The sequence below is a fragment of the Kutzneria sp. NPDC051319 genome (assembly GCF_040682195.1).
Lineage (GTDB): Bacteria > Actinomycetota > Actinomycetes > Mycobacteriales > Pseudonocardiaceae > Kutzneria.
In genome coordinates this window covers 1-26383 of the sequence record NZ_JBFBAM010000033.1, presented here as the reverse complement: position 1 = coordinate 26383, position 26383 = coordinate 1, and the positions used below count along the sequence as shown (strand labels likewise).

The 26383-nt window shown below is 71.2% G+C and carries 27 protein-coding genes; 14 read left to right on the top strand and 13 right to left on the bottom strand.

The window, feature by feature from the left end; translation table 11 throughout:
- Positions 1-6: 6 nt before the first annotated feature.
- The 3 genes from AB0M73_RS28240 to mihF all read left to right on the top strand — a co-directional run bounded on the left by AB0M73_RS28240 (position 7) and on the right by mihF (position 3292).
- A complete protein-coding gene (locus tag AB0M73_RS28240) occupies positions 7-1950 on the top strand; it encodes a prolyl oligopeptidase family serine peptidase (RefSeq protein ID WP_363896406.1) in 1944 nt (647 codons plus the stop codon).
- Positions 1947-2876, top strand: a complete 930-nt coding sequence (locus AB0M73_RS28235) for an LD-carboxypeptidase (RefSeq protein ID WP_363896403.1) — start codon at positions 1947-1949, stop codon at positions 2874-2876. The genes AB0M73_RS28240 and AB0M73_RS28235 overlap by 4 nt, the downstream gene beginning before the upstream one ends.
- Before the next feature lie 104 nt (positions 2877-2980).
- Positions 2981-3292 (top strand): integration host factor, actinobacterial type, encoded by a 312-nt coding sequence (mihF, locus tag AB0M73_RS28230; RefSeq protein WP_043714162.1) that lies wholly within the window; start codon positions 2981-2983, stop codon positions 3290-3292.
- On the opposite strand, the gene AB0M73_RS28225 is transcribed toward mihF, so the two are convergent.
- From AB0M73_RS28225 to AB0M73_RS28215, 3 genes are read right to left on the bottom strand one after another with little or no spacing between them, the layout of a single operon-like run.
- Positions 3289-4380 carry a hypothetical protein gene (locus AB0M73_RS28225; protein ID WP_363896398.1) on the bottom strand — a complete coding sequence of 364 codons (1092 nt, stop codon included), beginning with the start codon at positions 4378-4380 and terminating at the stop codon, positions 3289-3291. The genes mihF and AB0M73_RS28225 overlap by 4 nt on opposite strands.
- Positions 4381-4428: 48 nt before the next feature.
- Complete coding sequence (locus tag AB0M73_RS28220; RefSeq protein ID WP_363896395.1) at positions 4429-5052, bottom strand: class I SAM-dependent methyltransferase; 624 nt, start codon at positions 5050-5052, stop codon at positions 4429-4431.
- Positions 5053-5056: 4 nt separating this feature from the next.
- Positions 5057-5386, bottom strand: coding sequence for an antibiotic biosynthesis monooxygenase family protein (locus tag AB0M73_RS28215; protein ID WP_363896391.1), 330 nt, complete (start codon positions 5384-5386; stop codon positions 5057-5059).
- A gap of 59 nt (positions 5387-5445) precedes the next feature.
- On the opposite strand from AB0M73_RS28215, the gene AB0M73_RS28210 reads away from it, so the two are divergent.
- From AB0M73_RS28210 to AB0M73_RS28200, 3 genes are read left to right on the top strand one after another with little or no spacing between them, the layout of a single operon-like run.
- Positions 5446-5886 carry a MarR family winged helix-turn-helix transcriptional regulator gene (locus AB0M73_RS28210; protein ID WP_363896388.1) on the top strand — a complete coding sequence of 147 codons (441 nt, stop codon included), beginning with the start codon at positions 5446-5448 and terminating at the stop codon, positions 5884-5886.
- Positions 5887-5890: 4 nt separating this feature from the next.
- A complete protein-coding gene (locus AB0M73_RS28205; protein ID WP_363896385.1) occupies positions 5891-6967 on the top strand; it encodes an acyl-CoA dehydrogenase family protein in 1077 nt (358 codons plus the stop codon).
- Between the two features lie 13 nt (positions 6968-6980).
- A complete protein-coding gene (locus AB0M73_RS28200; protein WP_363896382.1) occupies positions 6981-7433 on the top strand; it encodes a DoxX family protein in 453 nt (150 codons plus the stop codon).
- Positions 7434-7462: 29 nt separating this feature from the next.
- Here the strand turns inward: AB0M73_RS28200 and AB0M73_RS28195 are convergent, their stop codons facing one another.
- The 7 genes from AB0M73_RS28195 to AB0M73_RS28165 form a co-directional block, all read right to left on the bottom strand.
- Positions 7463-7786, bottom strand: a complete 324-nt coding sequence (locus tag AB0M73_RS28195; protein ID WP_043714175.1) for a CU044_2847 family protein — start codon at positions 7784-7786, stop codon at positions 7463-7465.
- A gap of 12 nt (positions 7787-7798) precedes the next feature.
- Positions 7799-9031, bottom strand: a complete 1233-nt coding sequence (locus AB0M73_RS28190) for an ABC transporter substrate-binding protein (protein WP_363896379.1) — start codon at positions 9029-9031, stop codon at positions 7799-7801.
- Positions 9028-10101: a hypothetical protein gene (locus tag AB0M73_RS28185; RefSeq protein WP_363896376.1), complete on the bottom strand. Its 1074-nt coding sequence runs from the start codon at positions 10099-10101 to the stop codon at positions 9028-9030. Before AB0M73_RS28185 ends, AB0M73_RS28190 begins: the two co-directional genes overlap by 4 nt.
- Positions 10098-11501 (bottom strand): VWA domain-containing protein, encoded by a 1404-nt coding sequence (locus tag AB0M73_RS28180; protein WP_363896373.1) that lies wholly within the window; start codon positions 11499-11501, stop codon positions 10098-10100. The genes AB0M73_RS28185 and AB0M73_RS28180 overlap by 4 nt, the downstream gene beginning before the upstream one ends.
- Complete coding sequence (locus tag AB0M73_RS28175) at positions 11498-13693, bottom strand: tetratricopeptide repeat protein (RefSeq protein ID WP_363896370.1); 2196 nt, start codon at positions 13691-13693, stop codon at positions 11498-11500. The genes AB0M73_RS28180 and AB0M73_RS28175 overlap by 4 nt, the downstream gene beginning before the upstream one ends.
- Entirely contained in the window at positions 13690-15111 is a 1422-nt protein-coding gene (locus AB0M73_RS28170) for a serine protease (protein ID WP_363896367.1), read from the bottom strand. Before AB0M73_RS28170 ends, AB0M73_RS28175 begins: the two co-directional genes overlap by 4 nt.
- 130 nt (positions 15112-15241) lie before the next feature.
- Positions 15242-18016, bottom strand: coding sequence for a glycoside hydrolase family 3 C-terminal domain-containing protein (locus AB0M73_RS28165; protein WP_363896364.1), 2775 nt, complete (start codon positions 18014-18016; stop codon positions 15242-15244).
- Between the two features lie 124 nt (positions 18017-18140).
- On the opposite strand from AB0M73_RS28165, the gene AB0M73_RS28160 reads away from it, so the two are divergent.
- The 5 genes from AB0M73_RS28160 (at position 18141) to AB0M73_RS28140 (ending at position 21719) form a co-directional block, all read left to right on the top strand.
- Entirely contained in the window at positions 18141-18710 is a 570-nt protein-coding gene (locus AB0M73_RS28160) for a hypothetical protein (protein ID WP_363896361.1), read from the top strand.
- Positions 18711-18753: 43 nt separating this feature from the next.
- Positions 18754-19716, top strand: coding sequence for a hypothetical protein (locus AB0M73_RS28155; RefSeq protein ID WP_363896358.1), 963 nt, complete (start codon positions 18754-18756; stop codon positions 19714-19716).
- A 74-nt stretch (positions 19717-19790) separates the two neighbouring features.
- Complete coding sequence (locus AB0M73_RS28150) at positions 19791-20465, top strand: hypothetical protein (RefSeq protein ID WP_363896355.1); 675 nt, start codon at positions 19791-19793, stop codon at positions 20463-20465.
- Positions 20462-21133, top strand: a complete 672-nt coding sequence (locus tag AB0M73_RS28145) for a DUF4166 domain-containing protein (protein ID WP_363896352.1) — start codon at positions 20462-20464, stop codon at positions 21131-21133. The genes AB0M73_RS28150 and AB0M73_RS28145 overlap by 4 nt, the downstream gene beginning before the upstream one ends.
- Before the next feature lie 46 nt (positions 21134-21179).
- Entirely contained in the window at positions 21180-21719 is a 540-nt protein-coding gene (locus tag AB0M73_RS28140) for an AAA family ATPase (RefSeq protein ID WP_363896349.1), read from the top strand.
- Here AB0M73_RS28140 and AB0M73_RS28135 read toward each other — a convergent pair.
- Genes AB0M73_RS28135 through AB0M73_RS28125 form a run of 3 tightly spaced genes read right to left on the bottom strand, consistent with a single transcriptional unit; the run spans position 21716 to position 23741 of the window.
- Positions 21716-22354, bottom strand: coding sequence for a hypothetical protein (locus tag AB0M73_RS28135; protein WP_363896346.1), 639 nt, complete (start codon positions 22352-22354; stop codon positions 21716-21718). The genes AB0M73_RS28140 and AB0M73_RS28135 overlap by 4 nt on opposite strands.
- Entirely contained in the window at positions 22354-23199 is an 846-nt protein-coding gene (locus tag AB0M73_RS28130) for a phosphotriesterase (RefSeq protein WP_363896343.1), read from the bottom strand. Before AB0M73_RS28130 ends, AB0M73_RS28135 begins: the two co-directional genes overlap by 1 nt.
- A complete protein-coding gene (locus tag AB0M73_RS28125; protein WP_363896340.1) occupies positions 23196-23741 on the bottom strand; it encodes a DUF4865 family protein in 546 nt (181 codons plus the stop codon). Before AB0M73_RS28125 ends, AB0M73_RS28130 begins: the two co-directional genes overlap by 4 nt.
- A 143-nt stretch (positions 23742-23884) precedes the next feature.
- On the opposite strand from AB0M73_RS28125, the gene AB0M73_RS28120 reads away from it, so the two are divergent.
- From AB0M73_RS28120 to AB0M73_RS28110, 3 genes are read left to right on the top strand one after another with little or no spacing between them, the layout of a single operon-like run.
- Entirely contained in the window at positions 23885-24454 is a 570-nt protein-coding gene (locus AB0M73_RS28120) for a TetR/AcrR family transcriptional regulator (protein WP_363896337.1), read from the top strand.
- On the top strand, positions 24451-25878 hold the full coding sequence (locus tag AB0M73_RS28115) for an FAD-dependent monooxygenase (protein WP_363896334.1): 1428 nt from the start codon (positions 24451-24453) through the stop codon (positions 25876-25878). Before AB0M73_RS28120 ends, AB0M73_RS28115 begins: the two co-directional genes overlap by 4 nt.
- A 22-nt stretch (positions 25879-25900) precedes the next feature.
- Positions 25901-26353: a hypothetical protein gene (locus tag AB0M73_RS28110; protein WP_363896331.1), complete on the top strand. Its 453-nt coding sequence runs from the start codon at positions 25901-25903 to the stop codon at positions 26351-26353.
- Positions 26354-26383 lie beyond the last annotated feature (30 nt).

Genomic DNA, 26383 nt, shown 5'->3' with positions numbered 1-26383 from the left:
CGTGGCGTGGTGAAGATCGCTTCGTACGGAACGTGGGTGTCCCCGCTCGCCGCTCAGGACGTGGCCGCGGCCGGGGGCTCGGTGCAGTGGGTCGACCTGCGCGACGGGGAGACCTGGTGGGCCGAGAGCCGTCCCGACGAGGGCGGCCGGGTGGCGCTGATGCGTTCGGGCGCGCCCGGTGGGCAGCCCCGGCAGGTGCTGGCCGCGCCGTGGAACGTCCGCAACCGCGTCCACGAGTACGGCGGCCGGCCGTGGGCGTTCGTGGACGGCAAGATCGTTTTCACCCATTGGGTCGATCAGCGGGTGTACGTCATCGACCCGGACGACGAGGCGGCGACGCCGTCGCCGCTGAGCCCGGAGCCGGCCCGTGAGCACGGCGACCGGTACGCCGACCTGACCGCGAGCCCGGACGGCGCCGAGGTGTGGTGCGTGCGGGAGACCCAGCTGTCGGACGCCAACGTGAACGTGCGCCGCGAGCTGGTGGCGCTGCCGCTGGACGGGTCGCAGCAGGTGCGGGTGCTCGCCGCGAGCCACCACTTCATGTCCGCGCCCAAGCCGTCCCCGGACGGCCGGCACGTGGCCTGGCTGGGCTGGAACCACCCGGCGATGCCGTGGGACGGCAACGAGCTGTGCGTGGCCGAGCTGACCGAGGACGGCACGATCGGCGAGCACCGGGTGATCGCCGGCGGCCCGGCCGAGTCGGTGTGCCAGCACCGGTGGGAGAGCCCGGACTCGCTGCTGGTGCTGGCGGACCCGCAGGGCTGGTGGAACCTGCACCGGATCACGCTGGACGGGGCCGCGACCAACCTCGCGCTGTGCGAGGAGGAGCTGGGCGGGCCGCTGTGGCGGCTGGGCGGCAGCTGGTTCGCGCCGCTGGGCAACGGCCGGCACGCCATCGTGCGCGGCACGGCGCTGGCGGTGCTGGACGAGCGCAGCGGCACGGTCACCGACGTCGAGACCGATCTGCCGGTGTGGCTGGGGCAGCTGGCGGCGGAGGACGGCGTGGTCGTCGGCATCGCCGCCGGCCCGCACACCGAGGACGTGGTCGCGCGGCTGGACCTGGCCACCGGCGAGCTGGACGAGCTGACCACGACCGAGCCGCTGCCGTTGGACGTGGCCTACCTGCCGACGCCGCAGGAACGGATCTTCACCAGCCCGGACGGGGAGCGGATCCCCGCCTTCGTGTACCCGCCGACCAACCCGGACTTCGCCGCCCCCGAGGGCGAGCTGCCGCCGTACCTGGTCCACGTGCACGGCGGCCCGACCGGCGACGTGGTCGGCACGCTCAGCCTGAACTTCGCCTACTTCACCAGCCGCGGCATCGGCGTGGTGGCGGTCAACTACGGCGGCTCCACCGGCTACGGCCGGAAGTTCCGTGAGCGGCTGCGCGGCCAGTGGGGCGTGGTCGACGTGCAGGACTGCGCCGCCGTGGCAGTGGCACTGGCCGACGAGGGCAGCGCCGACCGGGCGCGGCTGGCCATCCGGGGCGGCAGCGCCGGCGGCTACACCACGGCCGCGGCGATGACCATGCCGTCGCCGTTCGCCTGCGGCAACGCCATGTTCCCGGCCATCGACATGGTGGCCTTCGCCAGCGGCGAGACGCACGACTTCGAGTCCCGCTACCTGGACGGCCTGATCGGTCCGCTGGCGACGTCCCGCGAGATCTACCTGGAGCGCTCGCCCAGCGAGCGGCCGGACAAGCTGACCGGCCCGATCCTGCTGTTGCAGGGCCTGGAGGACGAGGTCTGCCCGCCGGCCCACACCGAGGCGTTCGCGCGGGCCATCGAGGGCCTGGGCATTCGGCACGCGTACATCGGCTTCCCCGGTGAGCAGCACGGATTCCGCCGGGCCGAGACGATCAAGGCGGCGCTGGAGGCGGAGCTGTCGTTCTACGGGCAGGTGCTGGAGTTCGAGCCGGAGGACGTGCCGAGGCTGGCGCTGCGCACGTGACCTCGGATCGACGACGGCCCGAGCGGCTCAAGGCCGGGGACCTGGTGGCGCTGGTCGCGCCGGCCGGTCCCCCGCCGCCTCTGGTGTTGCAGGCGGGCATCGCCATCGTGCAGTCCTGGGGGCTGCGGGTACGCGTGGGCAAACACGTGCTGGATCGGCATCCGACGCTGGACTACCTCGCCGGCACGGACGCCGACCGCGCGGCCGACCTCCAGGACGCGTGGTGCGACCCGGAGGTGGCTGCGGTGTTCTGCGTCCGCGGCGGCTACGGCTGCCTGCGGATCGCCGACCTGCTCGACTGGGACGCGATGGCCGCGGCCGGGCCGAAGGTGTTCGCCGGCTCCAGCGACGTGACCGTGCTGCACGAGCACATCGGCGCCCGGCTGGGGCTGGCGACCCTGTTCGCGCCGATGGTGGCCACGCTGGCCTTCACCGCCGACGAGCAGGCCCAATCCCATCTCCACTCGACCGTGTTCGAACCCGACGCCGTTCGGGTGTTGACGCGGCCCGGGGCGGGCTCGTTGGTTGCGGGCCGCGCCTCCGGTGTGGTTGTCGGCGGCAACGCGAGCCTGCTGGCCGCCGGCCTCGCCGCCAGGGGCGCCGTGCCCGCGCCGGACGGGGCCGTCGCGGTGCTCGAAGACGTGAACGAGGATCCGTACCGGTTGGACGCGATCGTCACGAAACTGCTGCGTGCGGGCTGGTTCGATGGCGTCGCCGGCATCGCGCTCGGGTCCTGGACCGACTGCGGCGAGCTCGCGCACGTGCGCGCCATGATGCTCGACCGGCTCGGCGGGCTCGGCGTGCCCATCGCGTGGGAAATGGGTTTCGGACACTGCCCCGCGCAGCTCACGGTGCCCCTTGGCCTGGTCGCAGACCTGGACGCCGTGGCCGGAACTCTCACCATGAGGTCAACCGCGTTGCGCTGACCGGGTGGTTTCTTGCGCAGATCGTCGAATGCGCGTGACGGCGGGCTCGCCGAGGCCATTATCGGAGATCGCCGCATCACCGCATCGACGTCGAAGGGATCACCATGGCTCTGCCCGCACTCACGGCCCAGCAGCGTGCCGAAGCGCTGGCCAAGGCTCAGCGCGCCCGCAAGGCCCGCGCCGAGCTGCTGGCCGGACTCAAGGCGGGGACCGTGCAGCTGCCGGAAGTCTTCGAGCGCGCCGAGACCGACGAGGTGGTCCGCAAGACGCGGATCATCGCCGTCATCAAGGCGTTACCGGGGGTCGGCCCGGTGCGCGCCGCCGAGCTGATGCGAGGCTGCGAGATCGCCGAATCGCGCCGCGTGGGCGGGGTGGGCACCGCTCAGCGCAGCGCACTGCTGGCCGCCGTCAGCTAGTCGCCGGCCAGCACGTTGTCGATCGACCACATCATCGAGCGGTCGCCGCCCCAGCACCGCGCGAGCCGGTCGCGGTGGCCGGCCAGCGCGGTGGCGTAGTCCAGGCCACCGCCGGCCAGGAGCGTCGCGGCGTCGAGCAGTTCCGGCAGGTCCGCCCGGATCCGGGCGGCCGACATGCTCGGCGTGCGCGGGCCCTCGTCCGCGACGGGCTCCGGTTCGGGGTCGACCATGGTGTAGCAGGGGAAACGGGAGCGATCAGGCAGGACGGAGTAGAACGGCACGCCGTCGTTGAAGTAGAACTCGGGCCAGCGGTTGCCCGACAGGCACAGCCACGGGGTGCCGGTGGCCAGCGCGGCCATGCCGAACCCGGTGTGCGGCGACAGGAAGACCTTCGACGCGCCGACCAGGCACAGCTGGTCCCGCAGCGGCAGGTCCAGCGCCAGCCGCGCGCCGGGCACGGCCGCCGCCAGCCGCTCGTACTCGTCACGGCTGTACGTCGTGCTCGTGCGGCCGTCCTTGGCCAGCTTGCCCAGCAGCCGGAACTCCGTGCCCGGCAGGCGTTCCGCCAGCGCGGACAGGATCGGCTCCCAGGACGCCACCGTCGGGTACATGTGGCGCTCCGCGCTGCCGCCGAGCAGGACCGTGAACCCGGTGCGTTCGGACTGCGGGAGATCCAGGCGCAGGGGCTGCCTCGGTGCGTACGAGGGCGCCTTCTTGAAGCCCGCGAAGCCTTTGGCGCCGGGGAAGTACGCGTCCGCCTGGTCGTAGTAGGCCGCCAGGCCCGGGAAGAAGTCCCGTTGCGCGGGCTGCGCCGACCGGGCGTCGGCGACCACGTGGTCCCAGTCCTTGCTGATCTCGGCCAGCTGGGCGCGGGCGTCGGTGGCGGGGTCGAAGAGATCCAGGTCGATGGTGTGGACCTCGTCGACGAAGGGGCACCAGGTGGCCAGCTCGGCCGGGGTGTTGGCGTTGAGGACCACGCCGATGCGGCGGGACGGGTCGGCGGCGTGGTAGCCGAGCGCGTAGTGCAGGGCCTCGATGGCGTGGCCGACCTGAGGCGCGTAGACGAAGTTGACCAGAACCGAGTCCATGCCGCCGATTCTGTCGGCGCCGTCGACCGAATTAGCGCCGCCGCGTCGTCATCCCTTGCGGGCGGCCAGGAACAGGTCGACCTCCGGGCCGGCCTCCATGTGGTTGGGCACGAACTCGGCCATGCGCTCCCGGACCACGTCCAGGCCGAGGTCGGTGAGGCGCTGGCGGAACACGTCCTGCGGGTAGCTGCTCACGCCGGCGGCGGTCTGGCCGAGAAACTCGACCTCGACGTTCTCGGCGTCGACCGGCACGGTGGCCATCAGGAACAGGCCGCCGGGCTTGAGCCAGCCGGCGAATGCGGCCAGGGCGGCGTCGATCTCGGCCCGGGTGAGCTGAAGCAGCGGATAGAAGGCGACCACCGCGTCCCAGCTCTGCTCGGGCAGGGTGAGCGTGCGCAGGTCGGCGACCTCGAACCGGGCCGTCGGGACCTGCTCGCGGGCGATCTCGACCATGCGCGGCGACACGTCGTAGCCGGTCACCTCGTGGCCGGCCGCGGTCAGCAGCTCGGCGGTGGGTCGGCCGGTGCCGGAGCCGATGTCGAGCACCTTGGACCGGGGCGGCAGCTCGTCGAGCAGCCAGGCCACTTCCTCCCGCTGGGCGGCGAAGTCGGCGAACGCTGTCTCGTAGTCCCGGCCGAGGTGATCGAACAGTTCCGCTGCGGAGAGCCCCATGTGATCACGCTAGCGGGTGCACGGACTCCACGGCGTACAGATGCGGCTCGAAGGACTCGGCGACCTCGGCGGCGGCCGCCATGTGGGGCTGGGCGGCGGGGTTGGCCAGCATGGCCTGGAACGCCTCGGCCGAGGACCACTGGGCGTAGTTGACGACCCGGACGCCGTCGGTGCTGGCGTGGATGTTGGCGGAGACGAAGCCGGGCAGGTCGGCCATGACCTCCTCGGTGGCACTGGCCAGCAGTGCGACCAGGTCGGCCTGCCGTTCGGGACGCACGGTGAAGACGTTGATCAGGGTGACGACCGGCTGGGCGGGGTCGATGGTGGTGGCCATGGCGGAACTCCTTTGATGTCAGGCTCCTGACATCGGCCATTGTGTGTCAGGATCCTGACATGAGTCAAGCGGCCAACAGCGAGCTCCGCCCCGGCTACCTGGTCAAGCGCGTGCAGCAGCTGGTGCGCCACGCCGCCGACGCCGACCTGCGCGACACCGGCCTGTCGGTTTCCCAGTACGCGGTGCTCAACGCCTTGGCGGAACACCCGGGCGCCTCGTCGGCCGAGCTGGCCCGGCAGTGCTTCGTCACCCGGCAGTCGCTCCAGGACGTGCTGTCCGGCCTGCGGGCCAACGGCCTGGTGGTGGTCGCGGAGAAGGCCGTCACCGGCCGGGCCCGGCCGGCCGGTCTGACCGAGCTGGGCCGGCAGCGGTTGACGGAGGCCGAGCGCGTGATGACCGCGGTGGAGGAGCAGATGCTGACCGGTTTGGGCGCCGAGGACAGGAGCCGGCTGACAAACTTGCTGATCCGGTGCGCGGAGAACCTGACCGACCTAAGTTGACGTCATGACTGAGCTGGTCGGGCGGGCGCGGGTTGTGGCTGATGAGGTGCTGTTTCCGGCGGCGGCGGAGGTGGATCGGACGGGGCGGGTGCCGGCGGGGCACTTCGAGCGGCTGGCGGCGGAGGGGTTCTACGGGATCTCGGTGGACGAGACGCTGGGGCTGCCGGAGGTGGTGGCGATCCTGGAGGCGCTGGCGGGCGGGTGCCTGAGCACGATGTTCACCTGGCTCCAGCACCTGGGCCTGACCCGGGGGATCTACGCCTCGACGAACGAGGCGCTGCGCGAGCGGTATCTGGGGGATCTGGCGGCGGGGCGGCTGCGCGGAGGGGTGTCGTACGCGGCGGTGATTCCGCCGAAGCCGAAGGTCACGGCCAGACGGGTGGACGGGGGCTACGTCTTCGACGGGGAGGCGCCGTTCGTGAGCGGGTGGGGCCTGATCGACCTGCTCCAGGTGGCGGGGCGCGACGGGGACACGATCGTGAGCGGCGTGATCGACGCGGTGGCGGCGGAGGGACTGACGGCGGAGCCGCTGACGCTGGTGGCGGCGCAGGGCACGGCGACGGCGCATCTGGGGTTCGAGGGCTTTTTCGTGCCGGACGAGCGGATCTATTCGACGGTCTCGTACGAGGAGTTCGTCGCCGGCAACGCGGCCTTCGCGTCACGGCTGAACGGCTGCGCCCCGCTGGGGGTGGCGGAGCGGGCGGCGCGGCTGATCGAGGAGGCCGGCCAGGGCGAGGTCGCGGACCGGCTGCGCAAGGAGATCGGCGACGCGCGGGACCGGCTGGACGGCGGCCTGATCGACCAGGAGTCGATGCCGGCGGCTCGGGTGGCGGCGGCGGAAGTGGCCTACCGGTCGGCCGGCGCGCTGGTGGCGGCGACCGGCAGCAGCGGGATCCTGGGCGGCAACCATGCCCAGCGTCTGGTCCGAGAGGCGACGTTCCTGCTGGTCGCGGGCGGTCGACCGGAGATCAAGGCGGGTCTGCTCAGGACGTTCGGAAATTTCCTGACAAAGTTCCGGCGGCCTGTCGATCCGGGGCAGGGCTCGTTCGACGCAGTGGTGAGAGCCCGACAAACCCTGTGAACGGAGCCCCGAGATGACCGCGATCGCCATCACCGCCACCACCAGCACCTCCGCCACGACCGGGACCAAGGTCAGGACCCCGGTCGCCACGAAGATCGGCCGCGGCCTGAGCACGCTGGCCGTCGCGTTCCTGCTGTTCGACGCCACGATCCACCTGCTGGCGCCCGACTTCGTGGTGCAGGCCTTCGTGCAGTCCGGTTTCCCCGCCTACCAGGCGGTCGTCATCGGCGGCCTGGAGCTGGGCTGCCTGGTGCTGTACGTGATCCCGAAGACCGCGGTGCTGGGCGCGATCGTGCAGACCGCGTACCTGGGCGGCGCGGTGTGCGCCAACCTGCGCATGGAGGCCCCGCTGTTCTCCACCATCCTGTCCCCGGTCTACGTCGCGCTGTTCGTGTGGGCCGGCCTGTACCTGCGCAACGCCGCGCTGCGCTCGGCCCTCGGCGTCGACATCCTGAAGAAGCGCTAGCCCGACCGGCCTTCACGCCCTGACCGCGGTCAGGGCGTTTCGGCGTTGTGCCACTTGAGTTTCACCTCGAAGTGGCCCTGCAGCCCGGTCCGCGCGATGAAGGCGCCGGCCTGGGCGTCGAACCTGACGCCGAACTTCAGCTCCACCTCGTCGGGCCGGTGCGGCATCGCCAAGAACTGCGTGAGCGCGGTCGTGGCGGTGTCCCGCACGCGAGCCAGGCCCTGCTCCAACGTCTGGGTGGCGTCCTGGAACATGTCGGCGGCCCGGCCGACGCGGGCCAGCCCGGGCTGGGGCTCGACCTCGACGAGCACCTCTCCCCCGTCCTCCAGCGGAATCCGCATCAGCTCGGTCATGGTCGCTCCCTCTCAGCCGCACGGCGCGGACAGCCGGGCCTCGTCGGCCAGGCCGGTACGGACTTGGTCGAGGCCGGACAGGATGTCGCCGAGCCGGCCGGGATCGCCGAGGAACTCCAGCACGGCACGGGAGAACGCGTCGGCCATCGCCGCCGGCATCACGTCCGAGGCGTCGAGGCACAGCCGTGGGGCCGAGGCCAGCACCGCCGCGATCCGGGGACTCACGGATCCTTTGTAGACACTGGCGGCCAACACCTTCTGGTTGACCGAGAAGGCGCTGCTGTCCTGCCGCGCCGGCCACACCGCCTGCGCCTGGGCGCCGGCCAGGTAGGTCATGAACTCGCGGGCCAGCGGGTTGTCGGTGAACAACCCGGCCACGTTGACCGACACCTCCCACGCGTCCGGCACGTGCCCGATGGTCGGGAACGGGAGGAAGTCGTAGTCCGCGCCCTTGGGGTACGAGCCGGTGGCGAAGGAACCCTGGTGCTCCAGGTGGCAGCCGGGCGGCGTGGCGAACATCTGCTTGCCGGCGTCGCCGAAGTACGTCAGCAGGGCGGCGGACCGCATTCCCGGCGTGCCCTGTGTCGCCAGCAGTTGGCCCCACGTCGTCCAAGCGGCCCGAACGGCGTCCGCCGTCCACGGCAGGGCGCCGTTGGCCCAGGCCTCGTACACGCCGGGGCCGGACTGGTGCAGCAGGATGTCCTCGATCCAGTCGGTGCCGGGCCAGCCGGAGGTGGAGAACGCCTCCATGCCGAGGCACCAGGCCGGTTTCACCTTGGCCGTGTAGTCGAGCAGCCCCGGCCAGCTCTTCGCCGAGGCGTCGGGCGGGTTGTTCTTGTTGAACCACACGATGCTCTTCAGGTCCGCCTTCACCGGCACCGCGTACAGGTCCGGGGTGCCGAGCCGGAGCAGGGTCCGCCACTGCTGGCTGTACTCGGTCTCGGACACGCCGGAGAGCTTGTGCAGGCCGTCGGCGGTGTAGCGGGCCAGTTCGCCGGGACTGGACAGCACGGCCACGTCCGGCGGCTGTCCTTTTTGGACATCGGCCTGGAGGACCTGGTTCACCGCGGGCGTGCCGATGTAGTCGATGGTCACGTCGTGCTGGGCCTCGAAGCCGGCGAACATCGCGCGGAAGGACTGCTCCTCGGCGCCGCTCCACGGCCCGAGCACGATGAGTTCGGTGCGGGCCGAGCAGCCGGTCACCAGACCGGCGACCAGCGCGATGGCCAGGAGGAGTCGCTTCACGAGCGGTACCTGTATTCGTCGATCCGGGGCTGCAGGCCGACCAATGCCAGCCCGGCGACACCCAGGGCCAGCACGGGGATCAGCACCAGCAGCCAGCTCAGGTCGGTGGCGTCGGCGAACCCGGCCGTGGCGTCGGCGGCGGTCGTGGTGGCCGCCGGGGTGGACCGGGGTGCGGACGGAGCCGTGTCGGGAAGCGTTGCGCCGCAGCCGGTCGGGTTGCAGGACTGCCGGACGGTCAGTATCAGGCGGCGCTGGGCGGTGGTGGACACGGCGTTGGCCCGTTGGTCGGTGTTGCTGACGTACGAGGTGAGGACGGCATTCGCGGCATGGGCCCGGTCGGCCAGCACGATCCCGCTGGCTGTGGCCCCGGTGAGCAGGACCAGCAGCGCGGTCGCGCCGATCAGCCCGACGTTGAACCGCCGCCCGAACCTCCGCCACAGATACCGCTGCGTGTACGCCAGCAGCAACAACAACAGGATCGACGGCACGAGCCAGGCCAGCACGGTCCACCGGTTCAGCCAGCCGTCGGACAGCTGCTGGTCCAGCTCCTTGCGTTGCAGCGAAGCCAGGCCCTCCAGGTGCGCGAGGGTCTGCTGGCCGCCGTACAGGGACCGCGCCGCGTACCAGAGATCAGTCAGGTACAGATCCCGCGTCCCTTCACGGAAGTGCGTGTCCGCGGCGCTCATCCAGCCGCTGTAGGTCGTGAGCAGGCCGGCGATCAGCTGGAGCTCGCCGCTGCCGGTGGAGCCGCCCGCGTTGTCGCCGGCCGCCCGGGCCAGATCCTGCTCGGCCACGGCCAGGTCGGTCGTGTACTCCTCACCGGCCCCGACGAGCGTGGCCCCGCCGTCCACGAAGCTCTTCACGGCGGCCAGGTGGGCCTGCATCAGCGCCGCTTTGGCCGAAGCGACGTCCAGCACGGCGGGCGCGGTCCGATCCCGCACGGTCCCCAGGACCGACTGCGTGGCCGCGAACGACCACACCGACATGGCCAGCACCACCACGGTCAGCCCGAGCAGGCCGAGGCGTAACCGGAGCAGGTCGCGGCGGGTGGTGCTGACCCTCTCGGTCATGGCGCGACCTCGAAGGTGTGGCCGCAGTTGACGCAGAACTTGGCCCCGTGCGGGGACAACTTGGGGCAGTGCGGGCAGGTCCGCGGCTTGCCGTCGGCCACGGCGGCCGGCGTCACCGGGGCGTCCGAGGTCGTGTTGCTGGCCAGGCTCAGCACCGCGGAGAAGGCGTCGCGAGGACGCATGTGCGGCTTGAGCGTGACCTCCCCGGTCTCCGGGTCGACGTCGATGAGGCGGCTCAGGCGGCGCAGGGTGTCCTCGTTGCCGAGCCGGGTCGCCAGCCGGAACGCCTCGCCCCACTCGGCCGCGGCGCCGTCGCGGTCCTCCTCGCCGAACCGGATCCAGCCGGCGTTGAGCCGATGGCCCAGGTCGGCCTGCACGGTGTGGCGCAACACGGTCTCGTCGACGCGGGTGGCCAGCCGCTCGTCGTCGGTGACGTAGCCCAGGATCGGGACGGGCAGCGGCACGGTGACCGAGCCGTCCGGCGGGACCAGCTCCACCCGCCCCAGCTGGAGATCCTCGTACCAGGGCCGGCCGTTCATGTCGACGGCGAGCGACAGGTGGTACTCCCGGGCCTCCTCGCCCCACGCGCCGGTCGACAGCTCGACCACGCCGCGTTTGACGGCCACGATCCGGTCGGTCAGGTCGATCTCGGCCGGGAACTCCTGCCGGAGCACCTCGACGCGGGAGAAGGCCGGCGTCACGATCCGCAGCCGCATGTCCGGCACGGCCTTGTCGGTCGCCGTGCGGATGAGCCGGCGGAACTCCGTCGGCAGGTCGTGATCGTCCAGCACGGCGTCGGCCGTGCCCCGCAGCACCGCGGCGATGCGGCGCAGCTCGTCGGGCTCCCACTCGTCGCCGATTCCCCTGGCGTCGCAGGTGAATCGGCCCTCGCAGCTGTCCAGCACCTCGTACAGGGCCTCGGCCGGCTCGCTCTCGTTTCGGCCGTCGGTGAGCAGCAGCGCGTGCCGCACGGCGTCGGGACGCTGGTCGAGCAGGTCGCGGGCCAGCGTGAGCCAGGTGCTCATCGCGGTGGCGCCCATGGCGAACATGTGCGCGGCGGCGGCCTTGGCCCGTCGCCGGTTCTGGTCGTCGGCCGGCACGAGGCGAGGCGTGTCGGGGAACCGGACGGTGGCCTTGCCGGTGCCTTCCACCAGCGCGAACCAGGTGCCGTCGGGTAGCGCGTCGATCGCCGCCGCGGCCGCCTTGCGGGCGTTGACCATCTTGGTCGGCGGCTCGTCCATGGAGCTGGAGCAGTCCACCACCAGCACCTCGGCGGTCGGCCGCGTGACCGCCTTCTCCAGCGCGGCGGCCCGGACCGTGAGGGCCACGGGCATGCGCGTGTCCGAAGTGGACAGATACCGGCTCTGGTTGAGCTCAAGGGAGAATTCGCTCACCGTCACGTCCTCGTCCGTCGCCGTACGGTGTTCGCCGCGTCGATCAGCACGTGGCTGCGGGTGATGTCGGCGTGGTCGGCCAGCACCCGCAGCGCTGCCTCCTGCCGGTCCCGCAGGCCGCCGTCGGTCACCGGCTCCCCCAGCAGCCGCCACGTCCCGGTGTCCGGGGTCGGCCGGGCCAGGCGGGCCCGCGCGACCTCGAACAGGGTGGTGGTGAGGCGGATCCGGGTCTCGCCGTTGTCCTCGCCGCCGTCGAGGTAGAGCCGGGGCAGGCGGTCGGCGGCGGCGTTGATGTCCGCCACCAACGGCAGTTCGCCGTCGATGCGGGCCAGCAGCACCCGCACCGCCGCCACCTGCGCCGAGTCGTAGTGCCGGGACAGCCGGGGCAGCTCGTCGAGGGCCTCGACCGCGGCGGCCCGGTCGTGCTCGCGCAGGGCGATGCGGGCCAGCCCGAACAGGGCGCTGGCCTGCTCGTCGTCACGCCGCCAGACCACTTTGTAGTGCCGCTTCGCCTCGGCCAGGTCTCCTTGCCACTCCAGGCAGAAGCCGATGGCCAGCTTGGGCGCCACCTCGCCCGGCACGTCGGCGTAGACGTCCCGGAAGGCCCGCAGCGCGCCGGGCAGGTCGTTGTCGGCCAACGCCAGCAGGCCGTGGTGCCAGCGGATCCGCCAGTCGTGCTCGGACCACTCGCCGAGCATCGACGACGCCCGGTCGACGCGCCGACGGGCCTCGGCCGGCTCGCCGAGCTCGATGTGGGCGCGGGCGGCGGCCAGGTCCAGCTCCACCGACGTGGCCGGGAACTCGTCGTACTCACGCAACAGTTGGCGGGGCGCGGCGACCGACCGGGTCGCCAGGAACGTGGCCACGGGATCGGTGTCGGCCGGCCTCGGCATCGGTAGCCGGGCCGCCGCGACGGGCGCGGTCGGCAGGCCGTCGTCGATGGTGCCGTCGGGCTCCTCCGCCTGGGTCCAGCGGTCGAGGCCCGGCACGGTGCCCAGGCAGGTGTCCAGCAGCTCGTGCGTGTTGGCGAAGCGGGTCGACTCCATCCGGTAGGGCTTGCGTTCCCGCAGCGACAGCAGTTCCCGGTGCACGCCGTCGAGCTGCTCGGACATCTCGGCGGCGGAGGCGAAGCGCTGCTCGAACGGCGCCACGGCCCGGTTGAGCAGCCGATCCATGGAGTCGATGGCGAAGGCCACCCGGTCGCGGTCCGGCTCGTGCTGCTTGGCGTTGTCGAACAGCCTTCGCAGCGTCCGGCCGACGGTGTGGACGTCGGACCGCACGGTCAGCCCGTGCTCCGCGATCTCCTCCGGGCCCACGTTGTAGTCGGGATGGCCGACCTTCGCGCTGTGCCGGTCGCCGATCCGCCGCGTGGCGCCCAGGTCGATCACCTTGAGCCGGTTGCCGGTGCGCATCACGTTGTCCGGCTTCATGTCGCAGTAGAGCAGGCCGTCGTCCAAGGTGTGCAAATAGTGCAGCGCGGCCAGGATGTAGTGGCCGCAGGCGGTCACGTCCTCCAGGCGCAGCGGCTCGTTCGCCTTGAGGATCTCCTGGAGCGTCCGGCCGGCCACGTACTCCATGACGATGTACTCGTCGGTGCGGCCGGTGGCACCGTCGGTGTGCTCGACGTAGGTGATGATCCGGACGATGGTGGAGTGGTCGAGCCGGGTCAGCGTGTCCCGTTCCCGCCGGGTCAGCTGCATCGCCACGGCGTCGGTCGGGTTGATCACGCCCTTGAGCACCACCCGAAGGTCGGGCAGGCGCAGGTCGCGGGCCAGGTAGAGCCAGCCCTGGCCGCCGACGGCCAGCCAGCCGATCACCTCGTAGCGGGCGTTCGCCACCTTGTCGCCGGGATGGAGCTTGGGCACGAAGGAGAACGGGGTGCGGCAGTGCGGGCAGAAGCCGGTCACCATGGGCGGCTGCGCGCCGATGCGGCGGCCGACCTCCTTGCCGCAGGAGCCGCAGAACCGGCGCTCCTCCGGATAGGCGGGATCGGGGAGCAGGCTCGGCTCGCCGACCGGGATCGAGGGCAGCGCGTAGACGTCGCTGCCGCGCCAGGAGCTGGTCTCCGGCGGCGGCGTGGGTTCGGCCGCCGGCTCGGGCTCGCGGGGCGGTGCGGGCCGGGGTCTCTTGCGGCGCCCGCAGACGTCGCAGAACCCGGTCGGCCCCACCGGCTGGCCGCAGCACATGGTGTCGCTCATGTCCGTCGCCGCACCTCCGCGACGTAGGCGTCCACGAGCGCGCGGGCGGCCTTCAGCTCGCACGGGTGGGCTTCGAGGGCCAGCAGGGCGCCCCGGTACAGCTCGGCCAGCGACTCGTCCTCCATCAGGCCGTGCTCCACCGCCTTGGCGTTGTAGCTGATCAGACGGCCGCGCTGGAGCTCGAAGTCCCGCAGCGCCTCGTCGTTCTCCTCGGCCGCCCGCTGCATCGCGTCCAGGCCCCGCACCAGCTTGCGCTCGTAGTGGTGCAGCGCCCGGGCCAGTTTGGTGGCCTCCTTGTCCCGCACGTTGGAGCGCAGGATGGCCAGCGTGAACTCCATGTCCGCGGCCAGGGCGGGAATGTCGTCGAGATCCGGCCGCGGCGTGAAGCGGGTGCGGATCATCGCCCGGCGACGGCGGGCCCGGCCCTCGTGGTCGGCGAGCTGCGCGACGCCGCGGGCCAGCTCGTTCACCCGCTGCTGGAGCGCGTCGAGCTGCCACTGCTTGGCCAGGATCGCCGACGGGGACGAGTCGTCGTCGAACTGGAGGACCACCGTCGCGCCCTGCCGGACCAGCGGCGCGACGACGTCGTCGAGCACCTGCTCGGGCCGGCGGGCCTGCTCGATGCCGGCGAAGCCGACGGACATGTGCCGGGTGGCCGACTGGAGGACCGGGGACAGCTCGGCCGCCGACTTCCCGCTGGCGTCGACGATCCGGCCGGCGTCCAGCGGCCCGATCTGGATCACCAGCACGCCGATGGTCGGCCGCCAGACGTCGGGCTCCACGTCGTCGCCGACCCACCGGTCCAGCGCCGGCACGTGCCGGCGCAGCGTGTCGACCGGGATGATCCACGCCAGATTCGACTCGAGGTAGGCGCTGACCACCATGCCGACCACGGCGCCGCTGCCGTCGTCGACCGCGCCGGCGCCGCTGAAGCCTTCGCGGATGTGCTCGCTGCGTTCGACGTGGTCGAGCTGGATCCACTCGCAGCCCGGGCCGCCGGTGCCGGCCAGCACGCCGGACGCCCAGATGCCGAAGTCGTGGTCGACCGGGAACCCGAAGGCGTGCACGGTTCGGTTGCGCGGCGCGGGAACGCGGTGCAGCGTCGTGCCGGGCAGGTCGGTCGGCTCGATGGTGCTGAGCAGGGTGATGTCCCCGCTGCCACCGTCGAGTTCCGGCACCCAGCAGCCGGGCACCACCTTGGCCGTGGCGTGCCGGCCCAGTTCGACCCACTCCGCCGTGATCTCGACGTCGTCACCGAAGTCGGCGGCGTTCTTGACGACGTGGGCGCAGGTGAGGATGGCACCGCCGGTGAGGGCGATGCCGGCGCCGAGGATGGTGCCGTGGCTGTCCTTGAGGCGGAGCCGCCACGGTTCAGCGTCGGGAGATCGCCCTGCTGCGGGTCCAGCGTCGATGCTCACCGCCTGCGCACCTTACGGACGCCGCCATGATCACACTGCGGATCGAGCGATGATCACCCGGTCGGCGGCATCGCCCAAGAGAGTGAACCGCGGGGCCGGGCCGATTCCCGTCGGCCCGGCCCGTTTCAGGTCAGGCCGGCAGCTGCCAGCGCTGTTGCGGCTGGCCGTTGCAGTCCCAGATCTGCAACTGCGTGCTGTTGGCCGTGGACGCCGACGGATCATCGAGGCAGCGGCCGGAGTTCGGGTTCACGAGCGAGCCGTCGGCCCCGGCCTGCCACTGCTGCGCGCCGGTGCCGTTGCAGTCGTACAGCTGGACCTTGGTGCCGTTCGTGGTGCCGGCGCCGGAGATGTCCATGCACTTGCCGAGCGCCTGCACCGTGCCGTCCGAGCCGACGGTCCAGGTCTGCGCGGAGGTGCCGTTGCAGGTGTAGATCTGCACCGCGGTGCCGTTGTTCGTGTTGGCGCCGGCGATGTCCACACACAGGTTCGAGCCGACACCGGCGACGATCGCGCCGGTGTGCCCGGGGCCGGTGCCGCCGTTGCCGGTGGTGGCCGTCCAGACGAAGGTGGTGTCGCCGGACGCGCCGGTGGAGTCGGTCGCCGTGACGGTCACGGTGCTGGTGCCGCCGGTCGTCGCCGTGCCGGAGATCGTGCCGTTGCCGCTGATCGTCAGGCCGGCGGGCAGGCCCGTCGCCGTGAAGGTCAGGCTCTGGCCGCCGGAATCGGTGGCCTGCAAGGGAAGGCTGACCGCGGTGCCGACCGGGCTGCTCATGCCCTGGGGATTCGTCACGGTGACGGTGTTGCCGGTGTTGGTGCTGGTGACCGTCAGCGTGCCGGTCAGCTGCGGGCCGGCGGAGGTGTTGCCGACCGCGATCTGGTAGGAGCCGAGGGCCGTGGTCCAGCCGTTGTTCCAGTAGGCCAGGTCATGCAGCGTGAGCGGGAAGCTGACCGTCGTGCTGGCGCCCGGCTGCAGCGTGACCTTGCTGAATCCCTTGAGCTGCAACGGAGGCTCGCCGGTGGTGGCCGGCGCGCCGACGTAGAGCTGCGGAACCTCGGAGCCGGCGCGGCTGCCGGTGTTGGTCACCGTGGCCGTCACCGTCGTCTTGCCGTGCGCGTCGAAGGCGCCGACCTGGAGGTTGCTGAAGCCGAACGTCGTGTAGGACAGGCCGAAGCCGAACGGGTACAGCGGCGCGATGTTCTGCGCCTGGTACCAGCGGTAGCCGACCTTCACGTCCTCCGAGTACTGCACGGTCCCGTTGCTGCCCGGCCACTGCGCCTGGGTGTGGGCCGGGACGTCGTTGAGGCTCTTGGGAAAGGTCACCGGCAGCTTGCCCGACGGGTTGGTGTCGCCGAACAGCACCGAGGCGATGGCGTTGCCGTCCTCCTGGCCCGGGTACCAGGCCTCCAGGATGCCGGCCACGCTGTTCACCCACGGCATCGTCACGGCCGAGCCGGTGTTGAGCACCACGACGGTGTTCGGGTTGGCCGCCGCGACCTGCGTGATCAGCGAGTTCTGCACGCCCGGCAGGTCGATGTTGCCGATGTCGCTGCCCTCGGACTCGTTGTAGCTGGCGAAAACGACCGCCACGGTCGAGTTGCGGGCCAGCGTGACCGCCTGGGCGATGTTGCCGGAGCTGTCGCCGGCCGCGTACTGCACGCTCACGCCGGAGCCGGCGCGGCTGGTGATGCCCTGCAACGGCGTGACCGTGCCGGAGGAGTTGACCCTGGCGCTGCCGCCGCCCGCGGTCTGCGGGGAGGTGCTGGCGTCCGCCCCGATCACCGCGATCGAGTGCGTGGCGGTCGTGTCGAGTGGCAGGGCGTTGTTGTTACGCAACAGAACCGTGCCCTCGGCGGCGATCTGCCTCGCCGCCGTCTTGTGCGCCGTGGAGGTGACGGTCGCGCCGGTGTTGCCGGTGTGCGGGTTGTCGAACAGGCCGAAGGCGAACATCTCCGTCAGGATGCGGCTGACCATGGCGTTCAGCGTCGCCTGCGTGACCTGGCCGTTCTGCACAGCCGTCTGCAGCGCGTTGCCGAAGTAGTCGCCGCCGGGCATCTCCTGGTCCATGCCGGCGTTGGCCGAGGCCACCGTGGAATGCGTGGCGCCCCAGTCCGAGGTCACGAAGCCCGGGAAGCCGAACTGCGTGCGCAGCGGTCCGTTGAGCAGCGCCGAGTTCTGGCAGGCGTACGTGCCGTTGACCGTGCTGTAGGAGCACATCGCCGAGGAGGCCGCGCCCTGCTGCACACCGGCCTGGAACTGCGGCAGGTAGATCTCCTGCAGCGTCCGGTTGTCGACGATGGCGTTGTCGGACGGCGTGTTCCGGTTGGTCTCCTGGTTGTAGACGCCGATGTGCTTGATCTGCGCCAGCACGCCCGTGCCCTGCACGCCGCGGATCTCCGCCGCGCCCAGTTGGCCGGCCAGGTAGGGGTCCTCCGTCAGCGACTCGAAGGCCCGGCCCCAGCGCGGGTCGCGGACGATGTTGACCGTCGGGCCCAGGTTGACGTTGGCCCCCTTGCCGGCCTCTTCACTGCCCACCAGCTGGCCGTACTGGGCCTCCGCGTCGACGTTCCACGTCGCCGCGGCCGCCACCGGCGCCGGTAACTGGGTGACGCCGCCGAGGTTCTCGCCGACGCCGGCCGGGCCGTCCTCCAGGCCCAGCGCCGGGATGCACAGGGCCGGAACGGCCGGCGTGTTGCCGACGTAGGCGCCTCCGGCGCCGTGCAGCAGGCTGATCTTCTGGGCCTGGCTCATCTGGGCCAGCACCTGGGCCACTCTCTGCGACACCGGGGCGGTCGAGCCGACCCACGGGCAGGTCGCGTCGGGCGCCGCGACCGCCGATGTCGGGGTCAGGGCGGTGACGGCAAGTCCTATGGCTGCGGCTACGCCCAGCCAGCGACGTGCGGACACTGTCTCTCCTCACTGAGCACGGGGAACAGGCGCGCAGTGGCGGCTGGAAGCGCTCTCATAAGGTGGCATATGTTGTGGTCCACAACGAGCACGGATCGATAAAGATGGCGGAGGGTGCGACCAGATGCCCCAGTTGAGGGATGCCGCGGCCCGACTGGCCGCCCTGGCCTGCTGCCGGCTCACGCCCGGCCTCACGGACGTCGAGTTCGCGCTGGTCGAGGCCTCGTACGGCTTCACCTTCGCCGACGACCACCGAGCATTCCTCGCCACCGCGCTGCCCGTCGACGTCGAAGGGCACGGCGGCTGGCCCGATTGGCGGGGCGGCGATCCCGCCGAGCTGCGGCGCATGCTGGACTGGCCGGTCGAAGGGGTGTTGTTCGACGTCGAGCACAACGTCATGTGGGAACCCTCGTGGGGTCCCCGGCCGCCGACGGTGTCCGAGTGCCTCACCGTCGCCCGCCGCCACCTCGCCGCCGTGCCCCAGCTGGTGCCGGTCTACGCCCACCGCTACCTGCCCGCCGGTCGCGGCACGTCCGGGCACCCCGTGCTTTCCGTCTACCAGACCGACATCATCTACTACGGCGTGGACCTCTCCGACTACATCCACCAGGAGTTCGGCGGCCCCGGCCTGTCCCGCACGGATCCCGCCTGGCGCCCTGTGGCGACCGTCCCATTCTGGCGAGATTTCCTGTAGATGATCGTTAGAGTGAATCGCCCGAGTAGATGGGCGGTCGCCGATGTTCGACTACCACCTGATCTTCGATCACGACGACGAGACGCGGACGCCGTTCGCGGTGGCCCGCGGGAACATGGTCTTCGACCACGGGCTGATGTGGCGCCGGTCCGATGTCCTGGCCCGGCTGGGAAACATCGGGCGAGGGACGTGCACGCGGAAGGTTCGCAAGCCCCAGGCCGCCATCGAGCAGATCACCGCCGACGTGCGCCGTGCCGACCAGGCCGCCTGGATCGGCAAGACCTACCGCTACTACGCCAGCGGTGACGAGGTCGTGCGAGGCCGGTTGGTCGGTCCGCGCACCGTGTCGTACGAGCGGTTCAACGGCCTGCACTGGGTGCTGGGCGAAGCGGTGTTCGGTGCGGTGGCCGAGGTCGACGTGGAGGACGCCGAGGAGTTCAAGGCCGCCCGTGCCGCCCAGCCGGTCGCGCCCGAGCCCGAACCGGCCGCTCCCGCGCACGCCCCGATCGACCTGACGCCGGGCCACTACATCATCACCGAACCCGGCGACGACCAGCCTCTCGCCATCGTGCGGACCGGCGAACGCGAGCGGGTGCAGCCCCTCCGGGCGTTTCGTGGGTACGACAGCGACTTCCCGGTGCTGAGCCAGCTCGCGGCCGGTCGGTTCGACTGGACGGCACATCCGGTCACCGAGAAGGAACACGACGCCGCCCGCACCACGATGTACCGGGCCGACGAGAGGGCCAGCAACTCCCGCTGGATCCATCAGCCCTATCGGTACTACTTCGTGCTGAACGACGAGCGCCGCAAGGACACCGTCACATCGCTGGTGCGGATCGAGCGCCACGGCGCTTTCGGCGGGTGGCGGGAGCAGCGACTGCGTTGGGACGGCACGTGGAACCACTCGACGAAGCTGATGGATGCCGATCATGGCGGCTACGACGACTATCGCGAGGTGACCGAGGCCGACGCCCGCCGTTACGCGGCCGGTTGTTATCGGCGCTGAATCCCGGCCTTGAGCACTCGCTCAAATTGGCCTAGCCTGGCGTTTGAGCGAGTGCTCAAACGGGGGTGGTGGGGGTGCTGTACGTCGAGACGCTCATCCGGGCGGACCTCGAACAGGTGTGGCGGCTGACGCAGGATCCGGCGCAGCACCAGCGGTGGGACCTGCGGTTCACGCGGATCGAGTACCTGTCGGACACCGTGCCGCAGCGGTTTCGCTATGCGGTGACGGTGTTTCCCGGCCTGACGGTGTCGGGGACGGGGGTCACCGCGGGGCAGCGTGTCACGGCGGACGGGGCCCGAACGTCGGCGCTGCGGTTCGCCTCGGCGGATCCGCTGTCGCTGATCCGGGACGGGGCCGGGTATTGGCGGTACGTGCCGACCGAGGACGGGGTGCGGTTCCTCACCGGCTACCACTATCGGCCCAGGTGGCGCGGGGCGGACACGGTTTTCCGGCCGCTGATGGGCTGGGCGACGGCCTGGTCGTTCGACCGCCTGCGGCTGTGGTTGGAGGACGGCATAGAGCCGGAGACCTCGCTCCGCTGGGCGGTGCTGGACGTCGGCTTGCGGGCGGCGGTGTGCGTCGGAATGTGGTGGCTGGCGGGACTACCGCTGGCGGTGGTCATGGCGGTGGGCCTGACCCTGACACCGCCGTCGCCCGTGACGCCGGCCGCACGACGATGCCGGCGTCGGCCGCCCGATCGGTTGTCGCGCACCGCTCCCGCCCAACTGTCCACATTGGAGCTGTCATGACCTCGATCTTCCAGCGCGCCCTCGGCGCCGACTTCGACCGCCTGCACCCGCAGCTGCAACGCCGCTTCGGGTTCGGCCTCGCCGACGGCGTGGGCTGCGTAGGCCGCGGCACCATGGACCGGGTCTGGCACGGGCGGGGGTTCACACGGCCGTTCCTGGCCCTCGGCGCGAAGCGGCACATCCTGCTGCCGCAGACCGGCGCGGGCATCCCGTTCACCATCGAGAACTACGCCTACCGCGACGCGCTGGGCCGGGAGTCGCTCAGCTTCGTGCGCACCTTTTCGTTCGACACTGCCCGCCGCTGGGACGCCACCATGGTCTACAACGCCGAGCGTGGCACGATCGTCGACTATCTCGGCACCCACCAGCACGTCGCCGTCGACCTGCGTCCGTCGGTCGACGAGCAGGGCGGCCTGGTGATCCGCTCCGGCGAGCAGCGGTTCCACGGCGGACTCGTCAGCGTCCGCATTCCCGGCCTGATCAGCGGCGTGGCCGAGGTGCACGAGTCGTACGACGAGGACCTGGGCCGGTTCCGCATCAAGGTCGTGGTGGCCAACCGCCGATTCGGCCCCCTGTTCGGCTACCACGGCACGTTCACCGCCACCTACGTCACCGGCGACGCCGTGCCGAGCGCCGTCAAGCCGCAGCGGGTGCAGGTCCGGGCGTGACGAACGGGTAAAGGAACCATTACCCTCGCCCGGCCGTTGACCGTACATGAGGATCACCGTCGAACTGGGCCGGCGCGATCTCCTGGTCGTGGCCGGACTGCCCGGGGCCGGCAAGAGCACCCTGCTCGGCCGGCTGTCCGGCGACCTGACCGTGCTCGACCCCGACCAGCTGCGGGCCCGGCTGGCGGCGCGCCTGCCGTCGGACACGCCTTACCGGTACTACCGGCCGATTGTCCATGTGTGGCAACGCCTTCGGGTTGCGTTCGCGGCGATCGGCCGTGGGCCGCTCATCGTGCAGGAACCGTCCACGCGTGCTACGACCCGAGCCTGGCTCGTGTTGCTGGGCGCGGTGACCGGCCGCCGGGTGCGGATGCTGTGGCTGGAGGTCACCGCCGAGCAGGCGTTGCGGGGCCAGCACGTCCGGGGCCGGGTGCTGGGGCGCAAGACCTTCGATCGACACGTGCGGAGGTCGGCCCGGCTGCGGGAGACGTTGCTGGCCGACCAGGTTCCCCTCGGCTGGCACAGCGCCCAGGTCCTGACCCGCTCCACGGCCGACACCACGGCGTTCGTGGGCGCGGCGGCCTAGAGGCCGAAGTGAGCGCCGACCTCGTCCGCCACGGCCTCGGCGTCGCGTGAGCCGTCGACCTCGATGACACGGACGCCCAGGCGGCGTGCGGACTCCACGGCGTCAAGCGTGACCAGGCGGTCCCGTTCGAGGCGATTGCGCTGCGCTCGCTCAGGATCGCTGACGTCGTGATGGAAGGTCGAGGCCCGAGGCATTCGGCTGAGCTGGACGGCCCGGAACTCGTCGGTGGGGACCATCACGACCATGTGGCCGACGTCGGTGAGCAGCGGGGCCATCAGGTCCGGCCGCAGGCCCCAGCCCTCGGCGAGGATGGGGTTGGGCGACACGAGGGCCCGAAGGTCGTCGAGCACCCACTCGAACCGGTCGGCGAAGCCCCTGATGGTGTCGGCGGCCATCTCCGCCGGCGTCGGGCGCACCCAGACGTCCTCGGCCGAAGGGCCGTCGGGCGGCTCGTTGCGGCTCAGGCGCAGGGCCTTGCGGCGATCGTTGTGGCCACGGGCGTCGTGGTAGTCGTAGTGGTACGCCGTGAGCCCGTGCCGGAACGCCAACAGGCGGGCCACCGTGGACTTGCCGGCCCACTGCCCGCCGCCGATCCAGCGGGCGTTGCCGAGGGTGCCGAAGGGGTCCCAGGCCATCAGCCGAAGGCCCGCGTCGGGTTGGCGACGAAGATCTGCGCCGCCAACCCGGGGTCGAGGCGCGGGCGGAGATGGGACACCAGGTACGACATGCCAGGCACTCCCCTTGCCGCCGCGGTCGTCGTGTCGCCGCCCAACAGTAGCTGGGAGGCGAAGCCGGCGTCGGCGAGTCGGGTGAGGGTGCCTGGCATCGTCCAGTCGGTGGCGTGATGGGCGCGGGAGGGGCCGTCGAACGCGAGGAAGGCGCCGGCGGAGGCGACGCGGTCCTGCACCCAGGGGTCGGGGAACCGGTTGAGGTGCCCGAGGACGACTCGATGCGGCGGCACGTCCAGCTTGCCGCACAACAGGTCCAGCACGTCAAGGGCGGCCGTGCCGAGTTCCAGGTGGACAGCCACCGGCACGCCAGTTGTGTGGTGGGCGCGGGCGGCGGCGGTCATGGTGTGCACGGCGTGCGGGTCGAGTCCGTGGAAGCCTCCCGCGACCTTGATCAGGCCGGCCCGGCGCTCGGTGATGTCCTGGACGAACAGCTCCTCCAGGCGTGGCAGGGTTTTCGCCAGCCACGCCGGCTCGTAGTGCTGGGCCTGGTGCAGGCCGGTGGCGGCGACGATGGTCACGTCCGAGCGTCGCGACAGGTCCGGCAGGGCGTCGAGGCGGCGGTGCATGCCCATCGGCGTCCACTGGACGACCGCCTGCCCGCCGGCGTCGTGAAACCGTCGCAGCTCCAGGAAAGCCGCCTCGACGTCGTCCAGCTCTTGGCCCGGGAGCACGCGGCTGGCCAGGAAGAGGTGGTCATGGAAGTTGGTGACGCCCAGTTCGTCGACGTCACCAAGGACCGTGCGGATCACCAGTGCCGGCCGACCGGCAGCCGGTCCAACTCCGGCGCGGACAGGTGCCGAACCGTGTACTCGGCGGCCGGGTTGTCCTCGTACAGCGTGAACCGCACAAGCTCCCAGCCCCTCGTGTCGACCGCCAGCGCGACGGAATGCACGCCGTCCTCGACCCGCAGTTCCGTTACCGCATCGGGGATTTCCTCCGGCGTGATCCGGGTGGTCACCTTGCTGGCCCGGGTCGGCCTTCCCGTCCACGCCGGTCCGCGCAGGAACGCCAGCGCCGTCCACTGCTGCACCACCGGCCGTCCGAACGACTCGCACAGGCCTCGAAACCCGTCGCCCCACAGGAAGGTGTTCATGCCCTCCACCGTGCGCCAGAGGTAGAACGGCGAGTACTGGTTCACCGGCGACCCCTCGGCCCGCTCCCGGACGCAATACGCCTTCAGTCCCAGCCCCGGCCACCCGTCCAGCAATGCCCCCTTGCTCGCCACCCGCTCTCGGATGATCCCCATGTCGTAGTCCGCCGGCAGCGTGATCTCGTACTGCATCGCGTGCATGCCGCCACTGTACATACCACTAGGTACAGCGCCCGGGTTTTGTCTCACCTGAGTGGCTCAGGTGCGCCCAGAAGGCAAATAGGCCACTCACGTGCGACTAAGAAAGCTTGAAGTGTACGAAACCGTTTCGTACACTTCGGTGCGTGGTGAGGGGCAAGGAGCGGGAAGACGCGATTCTGGCGGCGACGATCGAGCTGGTGGGAGAGGTGGGGTACGGGGCGCTGACGATGGACGGGGTGGCGGCGCGGGCGCAGGCGAGCAAGGCGACGATCTACCGGCGGTGGCGGAACAAGGCGCAGCTGGTGAAGGCGGCGCTGGACGCCTACGACGCGAGGCAGAACGAGGCGATCCTGGACGCCGGGGAGCTGCGCGAGGACCTGTACGCGGTGATGAGGGCGCTGCGGGAGCGGGTGAGCGGGAGCTACCTGGCCATGATCAACGGCCTGATCGCGGCGGCGAAGCACGATCCGGAGTTGGATGCGGCGCTGCAGGAGCACGTGGCCGACGAAGAGCTGTCGCCATTCCTCGTGAGCCTGCAAAGGGCGGTGGATCGGGGCGAGCTGCCGGCCGACGCGGACAGCGAGCTGGTGCACGACGTGGCGGAGGCGCTGATCATGCGCCAGGTCACGACCGGCGTCTTCGACGAGGAGTTCATCCGGCGGGTCGTCGACGACGTCCTGCTGGTGCTGCTGAGGCAAGGGGGAGAAAAGTGACGGTGCTGATCGCCGGGGCGGGGCCGACGGGGCTGACCCTGGGCATTGAACTGGCACGCCGAGGGATCGCGTGCCGACTGCTGGACAAGGCCGAAGGCCTGTTCCAGGGATCGAGAGGCAAGGGCCTCCAGCCCAGGACGCTGGAGGTGTTCGACGACCTGGGCGTGCTGGACGCGATCCGGGCCGACGGCATGCCGTTCCCGAAGTTCCGCCTCTACTCCGACACGGACGTCGTGTGGGAGCGGGCGCTGCACGAGATGCTGGGACTGGAGGAGCCGAAGCCCTCCCCCGACATCCCCTACCCGCTCCCCTGGCTGATCCCCCAGTGGCGCACCGACGAAATCCTGCGCGACCGGTTCGAGGCCCTGGGCGGCAAGGTGGAGTTCAGGGCCGAGGTCACGGCCGTCGAGCAGGACGACGACGGCGTGCGGGTCACGGTCAACGGCAGCGAGGTGATCGCCGGCGACTACCTGGTCGGCACCGACGGCGGCCGCAGCGCGGTCCGGAAGCTGCTGGGGGTCGGCTTCGAGGGTGAGACGTACGAGACGGAGCAGACGCTGGTCGGCGACGTCCGGGTGGAGGGCCTGCAAGGCACGGCCTGCCACATGATGACCCACGCCGGCGACGTGACCAAGCGGTTCTCGGTGTGGAACCTGCCGGGCAGCGACTACTACCAGCTGGTCGCATCGGTGCCGACCAAGGACATCCCGACCCTGGAGGACGTGCAGGAGCTGCTGGAGGAGCGGACGGGCCGCACGGACATCCGCCTGCACGACCTGAGGTGGATCTCCGTCTACCGGATCAACGTGCGCATGGTGGACCGCTTCCGAGTGGGACGCGTCTTCCTCGCCGGCGACGCGGCCCACGTGCACTCCTCAGCCAGCGGACAGGGCCTGAACACGAGTGTGCAGGACGCCTACAACCTGGGCTGGAAGCTGGCCGGCGTCATCCAGGGCGCCCCGGACGAGCTGCTCGACTCGTACGAGGGCGAGCGGATGCCGGTGGCGGCGCAGGTGCTGGGCCTGTCGAGTGCCATGCACGCCAGGAACTTCCGACCGACGACCGGTCCCGCGCCGGCCATCCACCAGCTCGACATCACCTACCGCGGCGGCCCGCTGGCCACGGACGACCGCCCCGATCCCCAGCAGCTGCAAGCCGGCGACCGCGCGCCGGACGGGATGCTCCCCGACGGCACCAGGCTGTTCGACCTCTTCCGTGGGCCGCACTTCACGAGGCTGGTCTTCGCCGGCCCGATCGGGGGCTACGACGTCGAGCCCGGCACGCACGTGCTGGTCCGGCCGGACGGGTACATCGCGGTGATCAGCGACAATTCCGACACGGTCGACCGCTGGCTGGACCGGCTCGGCACGGATCCGGTGCGAACGATGCAACCCGTGGGCCGACTGGTTCCGTCTCCCGGGTAGCGATCACCGGGAGGTCGAGATCATGCGTTCGGCGCCGTTAGTGCTGGCCGGAGTGCTGTTGTCGGTTGCTGCCTGCTCCACGACACCACCGCAGACGAGTCCGGCCGCGCAGGCGCCGGTCTGCGCGGACACGCTGCCACAGCAGCCGACGACCGGGGCGGCAACGCCGATGGTGCCGGGCGAGCCCCAGGCGGCGGTGATCTGCCAGTACACCGCGGTCCAGCAGCACCTGGCCAAGTCCACGCAGGTCAAGGACGTGCAGGGCCTGCAGAAGGCGCTCAACGCCGCCGACACGACACCGCCGCCGCGCGGCACGATGTGCCCGCTGGACCACGGCGGCCGGGACATGGTGATCTTCGCCTACGCCGGCAGCGACCCGGTGGACGTCACCATCAAGACCAGCGGCTGCGCGACCGCCACCAACGGCAAGGTGACGGCCTACCGCCTCACCGACGCCGTCCTGGGCAAGCTGTAGTTGCGGGATGGGCGCTCACCCCGAACGGGG